Below are 16618 nucleotides of genomic sequence, written 5' to 3' on the forward strand. Positions count from 1 at the left end.
ATTCGGCCGCTTTATCGTTGCGTTTTTCGCGAAATCCACGAATACAACAACGTCTTCCTTTCCGTACTGTCATGGGTCCTTCTGCGATAACTCGCGAATGCCGGCGAGGTGCAATACGTACACACTTCACTGACCTCCACCTGCTCACGCTTTATCCCCGCAGCCTCCAGCAAAATCAGTGCGTACTGGCTCAAATCGAACCATGCACTCGACGCCTGCCTCGGCTCAGGCGGCGCAATCTGTGGCGTCAACAGCGGCCCCGGCTGCTCAAACGTCCACGGCGCATTTCCATCCCGCCACAAATGCCCCTGACTCGCCTGCAACTGCGCCACAAACTCGCCACTCACCTCATAACAACAAGGCTTGATCGAAGGCCCAATCGCAATCCGCAACTGATCCAGCGCCACACCCTCGGCGGTAAAACGTTGCATGGCATTGGAGATGATCCCGCCTTGCAGTCCCTTCCAGCCGCCATGAATTGCCGCGACGAGATCCCCGTTCTCCGAGGCCATCAGCAACGGCAGGCAGTCGGCGGTGATCACCGCAATCGGCTGCGCATCCCGGCTGAAAACCCCATCCGCTTCAACCGTATTGGCTTCCATCTCCGGGCGCCATTCAAGGGTCGTGGCGCTGTGCACCTGTTTGCAGATGAACACCTCGTCAGGCCGCAATGGATCGTCAATCGAACAAAACCCATGATCGACGCCAGCAAGGGCGCCGAGGTTATTTGCCTTGTGCACGCGCAGCTCTCCAATGAGTCAACTCAATCCCCCAGCGCTTCGCCTTCACGGCGTGGATCAGCCCCGCCGATCAACGACGCTTTGCCCTGCGCATCGCGCACCCGGACGATCGCCTGGGCGCCGCTGGTCATGTCGATTTCGCTCAGGGCGTGGCCTTTGTCCTTCAGCGCCTGTTTCAACGGTGCACTGAACAACCCGGCTTCCAGCTCGGTCGCGCCGTTGCGGCTGCCGAAGTTGGGCAGGCCGACGGCGGCTTGCGGGTCGAGGTTCCAGTCGAGCATGGCCACCAGGGACTTGCTCACATATTCGATGATCTGCGATCCGCCCGGGGAACCAACCGTGGCCACCAACTCGCCGCTCTGACGATCAAACACCAACGTCGGCGCCATGGACGAACGCGGACGTTTGCCCGGCTCGATCCGGTTGGCTACCGGCTGGCCGTTCTCTTCAGGAATGAAGGAGAAGTCGGTCATCTGGTTATTCAGCAAAAAGCCCTGGACCATCACATGGGAACCGAACGCCGCTTCCACCGTAGTGGTCATCGATACCGCGCCACCTACGTCATCCACTGCCACCACTTGCGAGGTGGAAATGCGCAGCGGCGAGCGATCCGGCGCATAGGCCACTTCAATCCCGGCCGGCTTGCCAGGCTTGGCGACGCCCATGCTGCGTTCACCAATCAACGCGGCGCGGCTGGCCAGATAGTTCGGAGCGATCAGCCCGGCAACCGGCACCGGCACGTAGTCCGAATCGGCCACGTATTGGGCGCGGTCGGCGTAGGCCAGGCGATCGGCCTCGGCGATCAGGTGCACCGCTTCGGGCACCGGCTCCAGGCCTGCTGGTGAGTCGCTCTTCACCGGCTTCAACGGCGCGAGGGCCATGCGCGGGTCGCGGGCTTCCAGGGCCTGCAACGTACCGAGGATCTGCGCAATGGCAATCCCGCCCGACGACGGCGGTGGCATGCCGCAGACTTTCCAGCGCTTGTAGTCAGTGCACAACGGCGCCCGCTCAACCGCGTTGTAGCCTTTGAGGTCGGTCAGCGTCAGGCTGCCGGCGTTGCTGTTGCCCTGCACCTTGCGGGTAATTTCTTCAGCAATTGGGCCGTAGTACAGCGCGTCCGGCCCTTCCTTGGCGATGCGTTTGAAGACGTTGGCCAGCGCCGGGTTTTTCAGCAGTGTGCCGGTGGCCTTGGGGCTGCCGTCGGCGTTCAGAAAGTACGCGGTCATTTCCGGCGAGCGGGTGATATAGCGGTCGGCGGCAATCAGGCTGTGCAGGCGCGTGGAGATCGGGAAGCCCTGTTCAGCCAGGCGAATGGCCGGCTCGAATAAGGTTGCCCATTGCAGATGGCCGGTCTTTTTGTGGGCCATCTCCAACGCGCGCAACACGCCCGGAGTTGCCACGGACCGCCCGCCAATCTGTGCCTCGGGGAAGGCCATCGGCGTACCGTCGGCCTTCAGGAACAACCGCTCGGTAGCGCCCGCTGGTGCGGTTTCGCGACCGTCGTAGGCATGCACCTGCTTGCCGTCCCACAGCATGATAAAAGCGCCGCCGCCGATTCCGGACGACTGCGGCTCCACCAGCGTCAGCACGGCCTGCATGGCAATCGCGGCATCGATGGCCGAGCCGCCCTTGCGCAAGATTTCCCGCCCGGCTTCGGCGGCCAGCGGGTTGGCGGCGGCGGCCATATGGCGCTCGGCATGGCGGGTGCTCATGTCGGTGCGATAGCCCGAACCGAGTTCCGGGGCGGGCGGCAGTTCAGGCGCGGTGGCGCTGTGGCAGGCGGCGAGGGTGAGGGCGGCGGTGATCAGCGAGAGGGTGGTAAGGCGTTGGCGGTGGAAAATCGAAAACACGCGATGACTCCGTTCATTTGAGAATGATCTGTTGTCCGTGTAGGGAATGTACCTCAGTGCTTTGGGAGAGGGGAGATTGATCTGTATTTGGTTGTGCGGTACAACTATATCTCTCTTCATTCGGGCAAGAGGTTTCCCCGTGAACCGTTCCAGGCCAGACCTTATCGATCAGATCCGCTGTGCGTCGCGCCTTATAGTGCGGGAGCTGGGCTTCATGCAGCCGAAGTTGGCAGCCAGCCGTTATCCACCGTCATCAGTGCACACGATTGTTGAAATCGGCGAGCGTGGCGCACTGACGGCGGCTGAACTGGTCACCTTGCTGGGCCTGGAAAAATCGTCGGTGAGCCGTATGGTGCGCAAGCTGATCGAGGCGGGCGAGCTGGAAGAGTTTGCCAACGAGGACGATGCCCGCTCGAAAAAGCTGCGGCTCACCGTGCGAGGCCAAAAGACGTTAGGTGACATCGAAACGTTTGCCCGGCGCCAGGTGGGCGAGGCCATTGGCGACTTGTCCAGCGAACAGCAACAAACCGTCAGCCGCGGGCTTGATCAGTACGCCGCAGCCCTGCAAACCCAACGCACCGGCGCCCGGCAGCCAAGGCACTACAGCATTGCCCGTGGCTACCGGCCAGGGGTGATTGGGCGCATCGCGCAGATGCACGCCGAGTACTACGCCAAACACGCCAATTTTGGCCAGCCGTTCGAAAGCCTGGTGGCGACGGACATGGCCGAGTTGATGGGACGCTTGGCCAACCCGCGCAACGAAGTGTGGGCGGTACTGGATGGGACGCAGATTGTGGGTTCGATTGCCATTGATGGCGAGGGCGAAAACGGCGAGGCGATCCTGCGCTGCTTCATCCTGGACCCGTCGGCCCACGGCCAGGGTTTGGGCAAACGGCTGTTGCAAGAGGCGCTGGATTTCTGTGACGGGCACCGGTTCCCGGCGGTGCGGCTGTGGACGTTCAAGGGTCTGGATGTGGCGCGCAAGCTCTATGAAAATGCGGGCTTTGTGCTGGAGTCCGAGCAGGAAGGGCAGCAGTGGGGCAAGTCGGTGGTGGAGCAGTGTTTTGTGCGGCACGCTGTTTGACGCAACAGCGCCCCATATCACGGGGCGCTGGCGCCTGGCGGGTTAAAAGTCCCAGCGCGTGGTGAGCATCACATTGCGCGGGGTGCCGTAATAGGCCGTGTTATAGAACCCGATGTTGGTGTAGTACTGCTTGTCGAACAGGTTGTTGACGTTCAGCGTCGCGGAAAGATGTTCGCTGACCTGGTACTTGGCCATCGCGTCCACCACCCAATACGCTTCCTGCGAGAACTCTTCGTTTTGCGCCTTGGGCCGGTTGTACACCACTTGCCAGCTTCTGCTCTGCCAGCGTGCGCCGCCGCCGAGGGTCAGGCGGTCCAGCGGGCCCTTGAGCTTGTACGAGGTGAAGAAACTGAGCTGGTCTTCCGGCTCCCAGGTCGAAGCCTTGTCGCCATGTTCATCCCGCAGGATCTTGTGGGTGTAGCCGGCCTGGGCCTGCCAGCCGGGCGCCAACTCGCCGGACATCTCGGCCTCGAAGCCTTTGGTCTTGGCCTTGATGCCTTTTTCGGCATAACCCAGGGACGGATTGGTAGGCGCGGCGTTGTATTCAGCGTCCGGCTCCGCGCGGTTGGTTTCATGCACTTCGAAGTAGGCCATGCTGGTGTTGAGCCGGCCCTCGAAGAACTCGCCCTTGAGGCCGGTCTCGTAGTTCTTGCCTTCATCCGGTTCCAGCAATTTGTTGTTCCGGGAGCGGCTGTAGCTCGACGGCATGAAGATGTCGGTGTAGCTGGCATACGCGGTGAAGTTATCGTTCAGGTCATAGGTGACCCCGGCGTAGGGCACCAGCTTGCCGGTCTCGGTAGAGTCGTCGTCGCCGCGCAATGTGTAGTTGGCCACGCGGCTGCCGAGGAACAGGTTCAGGTCGTCCGTGAGGTTGAAACGTGCGGCCATGTAGCCGGCGGATTGCCGGGTGGTGGCATCGATGGTGCGGGTCGGCGCGCCCCAGTCTGGCTCCGGCACATTGCCGTCGAAATTCCAGAAATCGATCTGGTTGTTGCCCACATAAGTGGGGGCGCCGTAGTCCTTTCCGGTCCAGTGGGAGTTCGAGGCCGACGCGCCAATCACCAGTTCATGGGTACGGCCCAGCAGGCTGAACGGACCGCTGGCGTAGACATCGCCCGAGTCGGCGCGGGTATTGCCGGTGAACTTGTTCGCGTACAGGGACGACAGTCCGGTGGCGGCGAACGGACCACTCATGATCGAGCCCAACGGCGCGTCGTAACCCATCAGTTGGTGCGTGTACTGGCCCTTGATCACCCAGCCATTGTCGAAGTTGTGTTCCAGGGTGGAAAACGCGCTGCGGGAATACTGCTCCCAACGGCTCCACTTGGCGCCGTTGTTATAGGAGCGTTTCACGTCGATGCGGTTGCCGCTGCGGTCGAACAACGCCCGGCTGCCGGACCAGCCCGAGCCTTGCGGGTCACTGTTCTGGTAATCGAAGCCGACGGTGAGCAGGGTGTCTTCGGTCAGGTCGGCTTCCAGCGTGCCGAAATACACATTGGTGTTGCGCTGGTAGTGGTCCATGAACGAGTGCTTGTCCTGATACGCCGCCACTGCGCGGCCACGCACGTTGCCGCTGTCGGTCAGCGGGCCACTCACGTCGATCTGGGAGCGATAGTTGTCCCAACTGCCGGCGCCGAGTTCCACGCTGGCCTTGAAGTCGCGGGTGGGCTTTTTGCGGATCAGGTTGATCGTCGCGCCAGGGGCGCCAGCGCCGGTCAGCAGGCCGGTGGCGCCCTTGAGGATTTCCACGCGGTCATAGATCGCCATGTCGGTCAGGGTCTGGCCGGACGAGTAGGCGGAGTTGCGCAGGGTAGGAATGCCGTCGTACTGGAAATTCTCCACCGAGAAGCCGCGTGCGTAGTAGTTATTGCGCTCGCTGTCGAAGGTCGACACGGTGATGCCCGGCGTATGGCGCATCACGTCATCGATTGAGGTAAGCGCGAAGTCATCCATATGCTGGCGCGTGATCACGGTGATCGACTGCGGGGTTTCCCGTGGGGTCAGCACCATGCGCGTGGCGGTGGCGATGGTGCCCGGAGTATAGGAACCGCTGCCCTCCGTGATGGTGCCCAACTGGTTGGCAGTGATCTCTGTGGCGCCCAGCGACAGCGCGCCGCCGGCTACCGGCAGGCTTTCCAACTGATAGCCATCGGCATTGCCGGCTGCGGCAAAACCGGTGCCGGCCAGCACCTGCGCGAACCCGTCCGCCACGCTGTAGCTGCCGCGCACACCGGGGCTGTTCAACCCGGCCACCTGTTGCGACAGGAACGAAATCGGCACACCGGCGGCCTGGGCGAAGCGGGTCAGTACATCACCGAGTTTGCCGGGCGCGACGTCGAACACCTGCACCTGCTGTTGCGCGTAAGTCAGGCCCGGCACCGCCAGCGGCAGGCAGCCAAGCAACAGTCGACTGGCCAGTAACAGGCCGCCGCGAGTGGGGGTTGAAGACATGTTATCGGTGCTCCTTTGGATGTTGGCCAAGGGAAGGACGCGGTAAAACCGAAAACACGCAGCGAGGCGCAAAAATTATTCGGCCGGTACTTTCAAGCGCACACGGGTAAGCCACGGGGTGTAGGTGCTGACTTCAATCGGCAGGGTGCGCGTGAGCAGGCGCAACGCGCGGTCGCTGTCGTCCGTCGGCAGCATCACGCTCACCCGAATGCCTTGCAGCGCCTTGCGATCAAACATCAGCACACCTGGGCGATGCCGCGCCAGGCGCTCAAGCACATCCGCCAGCGGCTCGTCATTGGCCAGCAACTGGTGGGCCGTCCAGGCTTGCTGCTGCGCCTGCACGTCGACGCTTTTCGGCGTGCCCGGCCCGTTTGCATCCAGGCGCACTTGCTGGCCGGGGGCGAGGGTGATCGTGTGCCCGGCACTGTCGATGCGGGTTGAAGATTCGAGCATCTTGACCACGGTGGCTGTGTCGCTGAGTTCGACGATAAAGCGCGTGCCCAGGGCGCGAATGCTGCCTTGCGGGGTGTCGACATAAAACGGCCGCTGGGCATCCTTGGCCACCGCCACCAGGAGTTCGCCGTGCAGCAGTTGCACGCGGCGCTCGGTAGCGTCCAGGTGCAGGTTCACGGCGGAGTTGCCTTCCAGTTCCAGGTCACTGCCGTCGGCCAGCAGCGTCTGATGCCATTCGCCACGGTCGGTACTCAGGTCGGCGAACAGATAGCCACGTTGCTCGTACTGGTACGCCGGCACGCCCGCTAGCAGCAGGGCCAGGGCGAGACACTTGACCAGCGTTGCCGCGTGGCGAGGCTGCCGGGCGCGGCGCAATGCGGCACGGGCCGGGGCTTGTTTAAGAGGCTGCAAGTGGCCCTGAAGGCGGGCAATGGCTTGGGGGTGCTGCGGGTCGGCGGCCAGCCAGGCGCGAAACGCCTGTTCGCTGGCGTCGTTGCCTTCGTGATCCAGCCGCACCAGCCATTCGGCAGCCTGGCGAAGCACAGCGTGGGGCAGAGGCTGGTTCATGGCTGGGCGCACGCATCGCACGCCAGCAAGGCTTCCACCAGGTCGTTCTGTACCGTGCGCACCGAGACCCCGAGGCGCAGGGCGATTTGCGCCTGGTCCAGGCCTTCGAGGTAACGCAGGATGAAGGTGTCGCGTATCCGCTTGTTCATGCGCGCCAAGGCCCGATCGATCGCTTCAAGCATTTGCGCGGCTTGCAGGATCTGCTCCGGCGATGGGGCTTGCTCAAGGTAGGCGGCGCAGCGTTCGAGCTCTTCGCGGTAGGCCTGTTCCAGGCGTCGGCGGCGGCCATTGTCCATCAGCAACCGGCGCGCGATGGTGGCCAGATAAGCCCGTGGCTCACCCGGCGCGATGTAAGTGCCCGATGCCAGCAAGCGTACGAAAGTGTCTTGCGCCACGTCGGCCGCCTGATGGGAGCAATGCACGCGACGCCGCAACCAGGTCAACAACCAGCCGTGGTAGCCGCGGTACAGCGCATCGAGCGTAGGAGCGTCGGTGGGCGAAGACAGCTTCATGAGAGAGAATCGTAAGTGAGAATTAATCCCATTCTAGTGGTTTAAAACTTCGGGCTGCAATAGACGGCACATGATCGGTTGAGAGAGACTTTTTCGAGGTGATGGCATTAAGCTATCTGCCACTTAACCTTCGCGGCATCTAACAGGACTTGAGTTTATCTATGGATCGTTCGTTTGCTTGGGTCATTCCGTTGTGTGTGGTGGCCGTTTTTGGTGTGGGTTGTTCCTCTCAAAAAGGCCCGCCACCGGCCAAGCCCAAGCCAGTCGTGCTGATGGCAGACGACCACCATGCGAAGGTGATTTTCAGAATGCTCAGCACGGAATCACAGGTGAGCTTCAGCTCCGGCCCCGTAGGGAAATTGAGTAGCGTAGGGGTTGTTTATAACGATGCCCAAGAGCAGCAAATGCCGGCGTTTGCCCGAGGGTTGTACAAGGGCCTGGCCCATGGAATTTATCGCGCCAGGCCGTTCCGGGAGACGCTGGTGCCGGCGGATCAGTTGACCGTGGTGGAGGGCGTTGCGAACTGGCGCAGCGATCACGGCACGTCGTACACCCTGGAAAAGTGCGGGCCGTTATCGCGCAGCTTCTTGCCGAAAGCGAACAAGACCTACCTGGTGGAGTTTGATTTACAGGGGTTCTCAGTGTGCAGCGAGAAGATTTATGACGTGACGGTGGAAGGGCAGAAGGACCTGGTTTTACCGGTAGGGATTTAGTCGCTTGCCGGATTGATCAGTGCAGTTAACACATGGTCCGCCCAGACCCCGTTGATCTTCAGATACGCCCGCGCCTCACCCTCTTTTTCAAACCCCAGCCGCGCCAGCAGGCGCGCACTGCGCTCATTCTCCGGGCGGTAGTTAGCCATGATGCGGTGCAGCTGCATGGCGTCGAACACATGGGCAATCGCCGCCGTCAGCGCTTCATGCATCAGGCCCTTTCCTTGGGCGGACTCAGCCAGCGCATAACCCAAGTGGCAGGCCTGAAACGCACCGCGCACGATGTTGTTGAAGTTGCAGGCACCGATGATTTGGTCCTGGCTGAATATCAGCAGGTGCAACGCTTCGCCGCTGGCGGTTTTGTCGGCCATGGCGTGGAGGCGTTCGGTGATGGCGTCCAGTTCAAAAAAGGCGTCGTCACGCGAAGGCTCCCACGGCTGCAGAAAGGCGCGATTTTGCAGCAGGTACCTTTGCAGGGCGCGAGCGTGGGAAGGGTGGGCGCCCAGCAGTAAGAGGCGGTCAGTGCTGATGCCGGTAGCGGGGAATGTCATGCGTCACCTTCTTGTGGTTTGCCAGCCGGGCTATCCTGCCGCTTCAGTCGTACAGAATCCAGCCAGGCTGGCGTTCACATAATTCTTACCCGGGCATAGCTATGATGCTCGTCCTTATCCAATAAGCCTGACAGGGCGACCGATTATGAATGTGAGCGTTCTCTACGCGTTGGCGGCGGCGGCGCTGTTCGGCGCCAGCACTCCGCTCGCCAAGCTCTTGGGGGTGGATACGCCGCCCATCCTGTTGGCAGGGCTGCTCTATCTGGGCAGCGGCCTGGGCCTGGCCATCGTTCGGTTTGCCCGCGACCACGGCTGGAAACGGCCCGGGCTTGCAGCCGGAGAGTGGCCCTGGTTGATGGGCGCCATTGTCTTTGGGGGCGTGCTGGCGCCTGTGGCGCTCATGTATGGCCTCACCCGTACCGCGGGCGCCACCGCATCGCTGATGCTCAATCTTGAGTCAGTGCTCACGGCCGTGCTGGCGTGGGTCGTGTTTAAAGAGAACGCGGATCGCCGGATTGTGATCGGCATGATCGCCATTGTTTTGGGCGGGCTCGTTTTGTCGTGGCCGCAAGGGACAGCGACGGCTCATGATTGGATGGGGCCGCTGGCCGTGGCGTTTGCCTGTTTTTGTTGGGCCATCGATAACAACCTGACCCGTAAGGTCTCTGCCTCAGATGCGCTGTTTATCGCCGGGAGCAAAGGCTTGGCGGCGGGTGTGGTCAATTGCTGTTTGGCGTTGGCCATCGGGTCGCAACTGCCAGCCTTGGCCACGCTGGGGTCCATCATGGTGGTGGGGCTGCTTGGGTATGGCGTGAGTCTGGTGTTGTTTGTGCTCGCTCTGCGCGGGCTTGGCAGTGCGCGTACCGGGGCCTATTTTTCCACGGCTCCCTTCCTTGGCGCGGTCATCTCGATCCTGATCCTGGGCGAGTCGGTCTCGCTGATGTTCTTGCTCGCTGCCGCCTTGATGGCCATCGGAGTGTGGATTCATTTGATGGAACATCATGCGCACGAGCATCAGCATGATCCCCTCACACACGGCCATCGCCATACACACGACGAGCACCACCAGCATGTGCATGGCTTTGAGTGGGACGGTACCGAGCCACATAGTCATGCGCATGAGCACGCACCGATCCTGCACAGTCATGCGCATTTTCCCGATGTACACCATCGGCATAAACACTGACTTTTCTAGGGTATAGGGCCGTGTACTTTTCTTCAGGCATAAAAAAACGGCCTACCTTTCGGTAAGCCGTTTTTAGTACTTGGTGGCTACACAGGGACTTGAACCCCGGACCCCAGCATTATGAATGCTATGCTCTAACCAACTGAGCTATGTAGCCAAGTGGCGCGCATTATTCGCGGAGAACGGGAATGCGTCAAGCGCTTTTTTTGAAAATTTATCTACGCTATCAACTGTTTAACGGGAAACACCGGGTTTGGTGACGAGCGGTTGGGGTTTGCGCAGGTCCCAAGGCGGCGAGATTAAAGTGTGGGAGCGGGCTTGCTCGCGAATGCGGTGTGTCAGTCAACAGAGGTATTGGCTGGTCTACCGCATTCGCGAGCAAGCCCGCTCCCACATTTGATCTGTGGTGTTCTGGCGTTCGTGCGTCAGGTTTTGCGCGGGTGCAGGCACTCTATCGAGCGATCCACCATGGCTTTGGCCATTTCCAGCAGGTGCCACACGGCAAGCACTTTGGCACGCTCGGGGCTTTGCAGTTGTTCGCCACAGTCGAGCGCGGTGGCAGAGGCGCTGTGCAGCAGGTCGGCGGTGTAGAGCAGGGAGTCTTCGAAGCTGATTTCGTCGCTGATGGCGTAGAAGTTTGTCGACGGTTGCGGCGGGTCGGTCGGCAAGTAGTGGTCGAGCGCTCGGTTGAAGGCGGCGCGGTCTTTGGCTTGGTCACGGGGTGGATCGGGAACGATCTTGAACATGGTGTAGCTCCTGATTAACTGGGAGCCGTACCGTTCGCGACTAAACGAAGGGTGGCGGCTGTACGCAGGTTAGTCGACCGGCTAATCAGGAAAACCCGGCGCACCCGAAGGTGCCCTGCGCACAGCCACCATGAAACCTCATGAAAGCATGCGCCTGATATAAGTCCGGGCGACTAAACCCGATCACTGAAAACCAGCGACGGACCGAAGACTAGTCACCGACTCCCCCAGGCACAAGGCCGAAAGATTCTCTAGGAAACGTCCCGCAAATTAAAGGGATTCATCTTGCTGGCCCTTTACAAGCCATGACCGCTGCATCGATTCACCTACTCGTTAGCCTGCTAACGGGATAGCCTTCCTGCACCCAAAAGTGGCACATTGTCGCACCTGCACCTGTGCATCCATCTGCTGTATGGAAAACCTCCCATGGCTCTGAGCAATTCCCAGCCCTCCGTGGCTACGGCGCCTGCCGCCGGGCAAACCAGCCCGTTGGTGATGCGTGTAATCGGCGCGGTGGCGCTGGCGCATTTGATCAATGACTTGATTCAGTCGGTACTGCCTTCGATCTACCCGATGCTCAAGGCCAATTACGGCCTGACGTTCACCCAGGTCGGGCTGATCACTCTGACGTTCCAGCTCACCGCTTCCCTGCTGCAACCGTGGGTGGGTTATTACACCGACCGCCATCCCAAGCCGTACCTGTTGCCCTGCGGGATGATTTGTACGCTGGTGGGCATTTTGATGATGTCCCAGGTGGGCAGCTTCCCGTTGATCCTGCTGGCGGCGGGGTTGATTGGTATCGGGTCGTCGACCTTCCACCCGGAAGCGTCCCGCGTGGCGCGCTTGGCTTCCGGCGGGCGTTATGGCCTGGCGCAGTCGACCTTCCAGGTGGGCGGTAACGCAGGCTCGGCGTTCGGTCCTTTGCTGGCGGCGGCGATCATCATTCCGTTCGGCCAGGGCAATGTGGCCTGGTTCGGTCTGTTCGCGGTGTTTGCGTTGTTTGTGCTGTATGCGATCAGCCGCTGGTACGCGCACCACTTGAATCTGTTCAAGCTCAAGCAAGGCCAGGCGGCCACCCATGGCCTGTCCAAAGGCCGGGTGCTGAGTGCATTGGTGGTGCTGGGCCTGCTGGTGTTTTCCAAGTACTTCTACATGGCCAGTTTCACCAGTTACTTCACCTTCTACCTGATCGAGAAGTTCGACCTGTCGGTGGCCAGTTCCCAGTTGCATCTGTTTCTGTTCCTGGGTGCGGTGGCGGCGGGTACGTTCTTTGGCGGGCCGATTGGCGACAAGATCGGCCGTAAGGCAGTGATCTGGTTTTCGATCCTCGGCGTTGCGCCGTTCACCTTGCTGCTGCCTCACGTGGACCTGTTCTGGACCAGCATTCTGAGCGTAGTGATCGGCTTTATCCTGGCCTCGGCGTTCTCGGCGATTGTGGTGTACGCGCAAGAATTGGTGCCAGGCAATGTGGGGATGATCGCCGGGGTGTTCTTCGGATTGATGTTCGGGTTTGGCGGGATTGGTGCAGCGTTGCTCGGGCACCTGGCAGACATCCACGGCATCGAGTACGTGTACACGCTGTGCTCGTTCCTGCCGCTGTTCGGGGTGTTGGCAATTCTGTTGCCGCGTACCAAAAAGGCCTGATACCAGGTCAATCGAGTCGGGCAGATATCCTTGCTGCCCAACGCTTGCGTCAAACGGGGTAAATCAATTGCTCCTGCAAAGGGTGTCGGCGTTGCGCCAGGCCCTGATTTACGGTTGTAGCGGGTTGTACGTGGCTCGCTTCAACTGTTCGCGCGCCCTGGACAAACGTGAGCGTACGGTGCCGATGGGGATGTCCATGGCGTCGGCGGTGTCTTGGTAGCTGCCGTCGGTTTCCAGCGAGGCGTAGAGCGTTTTACGCATTTCCGGCGGCAAGTGCGTGATCGCCCGCAGGGTCTTTTCCAGTTTGCGGTTGATCTCGAACTGCCAGTCCAGGCTGTTGTTTTCTTCCTGCCCATGCCACAGCGCCTCATCGAATTCGCAATGCACCGGTTTGGCATACATGCGCCGGAAGTGGTTGCGGATCAGGTTCTGGGCAATCCCGCACATCCAGGTGCTGAGGGTGGCCTGGCCACTGAAGCGGTCCCGGTTGCGCCAGGCCTCCAGGTACGTCAGTTGCAGAATATCGTCTGCGTCTTCCGGGTTCAGTACGCGTTTATGAATGAAGCGGCGGAGTTTCTTGTGGTGGTCTTCCGACAGGTTCTGGATGGAGCGGTGCGGGTCAGGTGTAAGGTGAACTAAAACATCGATAGGGATATCCATGATTTTTTCCTCAGGGTAGACACGATCGGAATAATTCCGACGGGAACCCCCTTAGCACTGCCTGTGCCAAGCACTAATTACTCATAAGTTATTGATATATATAGCGAAATATCTTGTTTTCATGCTTTTTTACGCAAGGTTTTGCACAAACCTTCGCAGGGTTGTGCCGGTTTTTTCATAAGCCTCGCAATCGCCGATAAGTTGGAACCGTAACGGGTTTGCCCGCCACACAAGGACACGAATCTCCCCGTCCTGGCATTCCCCATGAAAGTCGATCCCCATATTGATGTGCAAAAGCCCCAGAGCCTGGAACAGCCTGCGCCTGCAAGGGTTGATCACCGGCCACCCTCCACGGCGAGCGCCGCGCCGATCGGCGACGACCTCGGTTCGCTGTTCAACCAAGAGGTCGAGCTCAACAGCCGTGCGCTCGGACGGCGGCAGATAGGCCTGCGTGTTATGCCGGTCGAGCAACTGGCGCAACTCTATGAACAGTTGGGGCATCCGGCTCAGGCAACGCTGGCGACCGTCGCGCGTAATGTCAGGGTTCAACTGTTGGTGAACTCCAGCGTCGAGAAGTTTTTGGAGATCACCGGCAATGACCCGGCCCGGGCCTACGTGGTGCTCCAGCAAGTGGCCGCGCAGGCCGATGCCGAGGTGCGCAGCAACGAGGCGAAGCTGGCCCGTGAGGCGCTGGTGAAGCTGGAGATGCGCTTCAAGCCGCAGATCCAGGCGGGCCTGAACACGGCATTGGCGCTGCAGGCCAGCAGTGATGACCCGCAACTGCGGCAGGCGGTGCGCGGTGTGTATTACGCCAGCGTGGTCACCCGGCAATCCCTGGCAACGATGCTGCAAGCGCTGCTGGGGTTGTTCGGTGGCGATGACTTCGGCCTGGGGCTGAAGCTGATGCGTCGTGCCCTGGCCGACGATATTGCGGCGCTGACCCCTTCGATTGCTTCGGCAAAATTGCTCACGCTGCTGGTGGGGTTGCGCGGCTGCGACCAACTGGGTGGCATCCTGTGTAATTGCCGGGACCTGATCGAGCGCCTGGCCCTGACCTATCCCGACGTGACACGGGACGCGGTGGCGCTGCTCCAACGCTTGCTGGCCTACTCGAACACCGGGATTGCGGCTGCCGAGATCCAGCGTCTGGCCAATGAATTGGGCGGTGCTGACGTACTCAATCAAGTGATTTCACTCAATAGCGTTTACCCCGTTCTCAAGAGCCTGCCGCTGGCAGTGTGGCGTGATACGAGGGGCCGTGAAGAGTGCCTGAACAGCTTTTTGCTGGTGATGGACGAGTACGCCCGCACCGAGCGCGGCGCCCGGCAGGGTATGGCCTTGCAGGGCCCCGATGCATGAGCGCATTACGGGTCATCAATGGCGTGCTGCTGAAGGTTGCACAACGTGCCGAAGTCTTGGGCGCGGTGGTTATCATGGCCATTGTGTTTATCTTTATTGTGCCGCTGCCCACCTGGCTGGTGGACATCCTGATTGCCCTCAATATCTGTATCTCGTGCCTGTTGATCGTGCTGGCGTTGTACCTGCCGGGGCCGCTGGCGTTTTCCTCGTTTCCGTCGATCCTGTTGCTGACCACGATGTTTCGCCTGGCCCTCTCGATTGCCACCACGCGATTGATTCTGCTGGAGCAGGACGCCGGCGATATCGTCGAGGCCTTCGGCAATTTCGTGGTGGGCGGCAACCTGGCGGTGGGGTTGGTGATCTTCATGATCCTGACCATCGTCAACTTCCTGGTGATCACCAAAGGTTCCGAGCGTGTTGCTGAAGTGGCGGCGCGGTTCAGCCTGGACGCCATGCCCGGCAAGCAAATGTCCATCGACAGTGATTTGCGTGCCGGCCTGATCGATGGCGAGCAGGCCCGGGACAAACGTGAGCAGTTGTCCCGCGAGAGCCAGCTGTTCGGGGCCATGGACGGGGCCATGAAATTCGTCAAGGGCGACGCGATTGCCGGGCTGATTATCGTGGTGATCAACTTGCTGGGCGGTTTCTCCACCGGCATGTTCCAGCACGGCATGAGCGCCGGCGATTCCATGGCGCTGTACTCGGTATTGACCATCGGTGATGGCCTGATTGCGCAGATTCCCGCGCTGCTGATTTCCTTGACCGCCGGCATGATCATCACCCGCGTGGCGCCGTCCGGGCGTAACAAGGGCGCCAACAACATGGGCGCCGAGATCGCCCGGCAAATGACCAGCGAACCCAAGAGCTGGATCATCGCCTCGGTCGGGATGCTCGCGTTTGCGGCGCTTCCCGGGATGCCGACGATGGTATTCATCCTCATTTCATTGATCACCGGTTCCCTGGGTTATTACCTGGTACGCAAGCGCCAGCGGCTAGAGCAGCCGGAGCAAACGAATGCCGATACGGTCGCCCCGCAAGACAATGGTGAAGAAGACTTGCGCGGCTTTGATCCGTCGCGGCCTTACCTGTTGCAGTACCCCGCAGCTTTGCACGGCAGTGCGCAGGTGGCGCAGGTCACCCATGGCATTCGCCAGGCGCGCAATGGCCTGGTCACGCAAATCGGCCTGACGCTGCCGCCGTTTGAAGTCGAGTTCGCACCGGCACTGGCCGACGATGAGTTCCGCTTTTGCGTGCATGAAGTGCCGATGATCAAGGCCACTCTTGGCAATCGCATGGCGGTGGTCCGTGACACCCTGGCCGCTGAGCCCGAAGACGGCGCCAAGGGACTGCCTGAGCGCGACGAACAGGAATGGGTGTGGTTGGCGCCCGATGATCCATTGCTTGACGATGAGCAATTGGAGCGCTTCACCGCAGAGAGCTTGATCATCGAGCGCATGACCCGCGCGATGCTGCTGAGCGGGCCGCAGTTCCTCGGGATTCAGGAGAGCAAGTCGATCCTCAGTTGGCTCGAATTCAACCAGCCGGAACTGGTGCAGGAACTGCAACGCATCATGCCGCTTTCACGTTTCTCGGCGGTGTTGCAGCGCCTGGCCAGCGAGGGTGTTCCGCTGCGTGCCGTGCGTCTGATCGTCGAGGCCTTGATCGAGTACGGCCAGCATGAACGTGAGCCGGACGCCTTGGCCGACTACGCGCGCATCGCCCTCAAGTCGCAGATTTTCCATCAGTACAGCGAAGCCGATGGCCTGCATGCCTGGCTGTTGTCGCCCCACACCGAAAACGTGCTGCGCGATGCATTGCGCCAGACTCAAACGGGGGTGTTCTTTTCCCTCGACAACGACAGCAGTGCGGTGCTGGTCAGCCTGCTCAAACAAGCCTTTACCGTGCGGGCCAAGAGCAAGAGCGTGCTGTTGGTCGCGCAGGATTTGCGCAGCCCTTTGCGTACCTTGCTGCTGGAAGAATTCAACCATGTGCCGGTGCTGTCGTTTGCCGAGTTGGGCAGCTCCTCGAAGGTGAAGGTACTGGGGCGTTTTGATCTGGGTCAGGATGATCTGTTGCACGGCGCAGTGGCATGAGGGCTTGAT

14 protein-coding genes and 1 tRNA gene are annotated in these 16618 nt (G+C 60.8%); 6 read left to right on the forward strand and 9 right to left on the reverse strand.

Annotated elements, in window-relative coordinates; all coding sequences use genetic code 11:
* Positions 1 to 11: 11 nt before the first annotated feature.
* Both HBJ59_RS27745 and ggt read right to left on the reverse strand, forming a co-directional pair.
* Entirely contained in the window at positions 12 to 740 is a 729-nt protein-coding gene (locus tag HBJ59_RS27745; RefSeq protein WP_167665403.1) for a polyphenol oxidase family protein, read from the reverse strand.
* Positions 741 to 763: 23 nt separating this feature from the next.
* On the reverse strand, positions 764 to 2590 hold the full coding sequence (gene ggt, locus HBJ59_RS27750) for a gamma-glutamyltransferase (protein ID WP_167665404.1): 1827 nt from the start codon (positions 2588 to 2590) through the stop codon (positions 764 to 766).
* A 139-nt stretch (positions 2591 to 2729) separates the two neighbouring features.
* On the opposite strand from ggt, the gene HBJ59_RS27755 reads away from it, so the two are divergent.
* Positions 2730 to 3674, forward strand: a complete 945-nt coding sequence (locus HBJ59_RS27755; protein ID WP_167665405.1) for a bifunctional helix-turn-helix transcriptional regulator/GNAT family N-acetyltransferase — start codon at positions 2730 to 2732, stop codon at positions 3672 to 3674.
* A gap of 42 nt (positions 3675 to 3716) precedes the next feature.
* Here HBJ59_RS27755 and HBJ59_RS27760 read toward each other — a convergent pair whose 3' ends face one another.
* The 3 genes from HBJ59_RS27760 to HBJ59_RS27770 all read right to left on the reverse strand — a co-directional run bounded on the left by HBJ59_RS27760 (position 3717) and on the right by HBJ59_RS27770 (position 7657).
* Positions 3717 to 6125: a TonB-dependent siderophore receptor gene (locus HBJ59_RS27760; RefSeq protein WP_167665406.1), complete on the reverse strand. Its 2409-nt coding sequence runs from the start codon at positions 6123 to 6125 to the stop codon at positions 3717 to 3719.
* Between the two features lie 75 nt (positions 6126 to 6200).
* A complete protein-coding gene (locus HBJ59_RS27765) occupies positions 6201 to 7145 on the reverse strand; it encodes a FecR domain-containing protein (protein WP_076014940.1) in 945 nt (314 codons plus the stop codon).
* Positions 7142 to 7657, reverse strand: coding sequence for a sigma-70 family RNA polymerase sigma factor (locus tag HBJ59_RS27770; RefSeq protein WP_167665407.1), 516 nt, complete (start codon positions 7655 to 7657; stop codon positions 7142 to 7144). The genes HBJ59_RS27765 and HBJ59_RS27770 overlap by 4 nt, the downstream gene beginning before the upstream one ends.
* Before the next feature lie 161 nt (positions 7658 to 7818).
* Here HBJ59_RS27770 and HBJ59_RS27775 point away from each other — a divergent pair, with 161 nt between their 5' ends.
* Complete coding sequence (locus HBJ59_RS27775) at positions 7819 to 8370, forward strand: hypothetical protein (protein ID WP_178124298.1); 552 nt, start codon at positions 7819 to 7821, stop codon at positions 8368 to 8370.
* Here HBJ59_RS27775 and rimJ read toward each other — a convergent pair.
* Positions 8367 to 8921 (reverse strand): ribosomal protein S5-alanine N-acetyltransferase, encoded by a 555-nt coding sequence (gene rimJ, locus HBJ59_RS27780; RefSeq protein ID WP_167665408.1) that lies wholly within the window; start codon positions 8919 to 8921, stop codon positions 8367 to 8369. The genes HBJ59_RS27775 and rimJ overlap by 4 nt on opposite strands.
* Before the next feature lie 145 nt (positions 8922 to 9066).
* Between rimJ and HBJ59_RS27785 the strand changes: the two genes are divergently transcribed.
* The gene (locus HBJ59_RS27785) at positions 9067 to 10107 is read left to right on the forward strand and encodes a DMT family transporter (RefSeq protein WP_167665409.1); all 1041 of its coding nucleotides are present in this window, start codon (positions 9067 to 9069) and stop codon (positions 10105 to 10107) included.
* An 80-nt stretch (positions 10108 to 10187) separates the two neighbouring features.
* On the opposite strand, the gene HBJ59_RS27790 is transcribed toward HBJ59_RS27785, so the two are convergent.
* Positions 10188 to 10264 (reverse strand) — tRNA-Met (locus HBJ59_RS27790).
* A 268-nt stretch (positions 10265 to 10532) separates the two neighbouring features.
* Positions 10533 to 10853: a DUF6124 family protein gene (locus tag HBJ59_RS27795; protein WP_063033154.1), complete on the reverse strand. Its 321-nt coding sequence runs from the start codon at positions 10851 to 10853 to the stop codon at positions 10533 to 10535.
* A gap of 426 nt (positions 10854 to 11279) precedes the next feature.
* Here HBJ59_RS27795 and HBJ59_RS27800 point away from each other — a divergent pair, with 426 nt between their 5' ends.
* A complete protein-coding gene (locus tag HBJ59_RS27800; RefSeq protein ID WP_008430708.1) occupies positions 11280 to 12497 on the forward strand; it encodes an MFS transporter in 1218 nt (405 codons plus the stop codon).
* A gap of 108 nt (positions 12498 to 12605) precedes the next feature.
* Here the strand turns inward: HBJ59_RS27800 and HBJ59_RS27805 are convergent, their stop codons facing one another.
* The gene (locus tag HBJ59_RS27805) at positions 12606 to 13157 is read right to left on the reverse strand and encodes an RNA polymerase sigma factor (protein WP_076014944.1); all 552 of its coding nucleotides are present in this window, start codon (positions 13155 to 13157) and stop codon (positions 12606 to 12608) included.
* 264 nt (positions 13158 to 13421) lie between these two features.
* Between HBJ59_RS27805 and sctW the strand changes: the two genes are divergently transcribed.
* Both sctW and sctV read left to right on the forward strand, forming a co-directional pair.
* The gene (gene sctW, locus HBJ59_RS27810; RefSeq protein ID WP_167665410.1) at positions 13422 to 14516 is read left to right on the forward strand and encodes a type III secretion system gatekeeper subunit SctW; all 1095 of its coding nucleotides are present in this window, start codon (positions 13422 to 13424) and stop codon (positions 14514 to 14516) included.
* Positions 14513 to 16609, forward strand: coding sequence for a type III secretion system export apparatus subunit SctV (gene sctV / locus HBJ59_RS27815; RefSeq protein ID WP_076014946.1), 2097 nt, complete (start codon positions 14513 to 14515; stop codon positions 16607 to 16609). The genes sctW and sctV overlap by 4 nt, the downstream gene beginning before the upstream one ends.
* Positions 16610 to 16618 lie beyond the last annotated feature (9 nt).

This window comes from Pseudomonas sp. AN3A02, from assembly GCF_011765255.1.
In the GTDB taxonomy this organism is placed as follows: Bacteria; Pseudomonadota; Gammaproteobacteria; order Pseudomonadales; family Pseudomonadaceae; genus Aquipseudomonas.

Coding starts and splice junctions, on each gene's coding strand:
- sctV (WP_076014946.1), top strand. CDS start 14,513: ATGAGCGCATTACGGGTCATCAATGGCGTGCTGCTGAAGGTTGCACAA.
- HBJ59_RS27805 (WP_076014944.1), bottom strand. CDS start 13,157: ATGGATATCCCTATCGATGTTTTAGTTCACCTTACACCTGACCCGCAC.
- rimJ (WP_167665408.1), bottom strand. CDS start 8,921: ATGACATTCCCCGCTACCGGCATCAGCACTGACCGCCTCTTACTGCTG.
- HBJ59_RS27760 (WP_167665406.1), bottom strand. CDS start 6,125: ATGTCTTCAACCCCCACTCGCGGCGGCCTGTTACTGGCCAGTCGACTG.
- HBJ59_RS27765 (WP_076014940.1), bottom strand. CDS start 7,145: ATGAACCAGCCTCTGCCCCACGCTGTGCTTCGCCAGGCTGCCGAATGG.
- HBJ59_RS27795 (WP_063033154.1), bottom strand. CDS start 10,853: ATGTTCAAGATCGTTCCCGATCCACCCCGTGACCAAGCCAAAGACCGC.
- sctW (WP_167665410.1), top strand. CDS start 13,422: ATGAAAGTCGATCCCCATATTGATGTGCAAAAGCCCCAGAGCCTGGAA.
- HBJ59_RS27785 (WP_167665409.1), top strand. CDS start 9,067: ATGAATGTGAGCGTTCTCTACGCGTTGGCGGCGGCGGCGCTGTTCGGC.
- HBJ59_RS27770 (WP_167665407.1), bottom strand. CDS start 7,657: ATGAAGCTGTCTTCGCCCACCGACGCTCCTACGCTCGATGCGCTGTAC.
- HBJ59_RS27800 (WP_008430708.1), top strand. CDS start 11,280: ATGGCTCTGAGCAATTCCCAGCCCTCCGTGGCTACGGCGCCTGCCGCC.
- HBJ59_RS27775 (WP_178124298.1), top strand. CDS start 7,819: ATGGATCGTTCGTTTGCTTGGGTCATTCCGTTGTGTGTGGTGGCCGTT.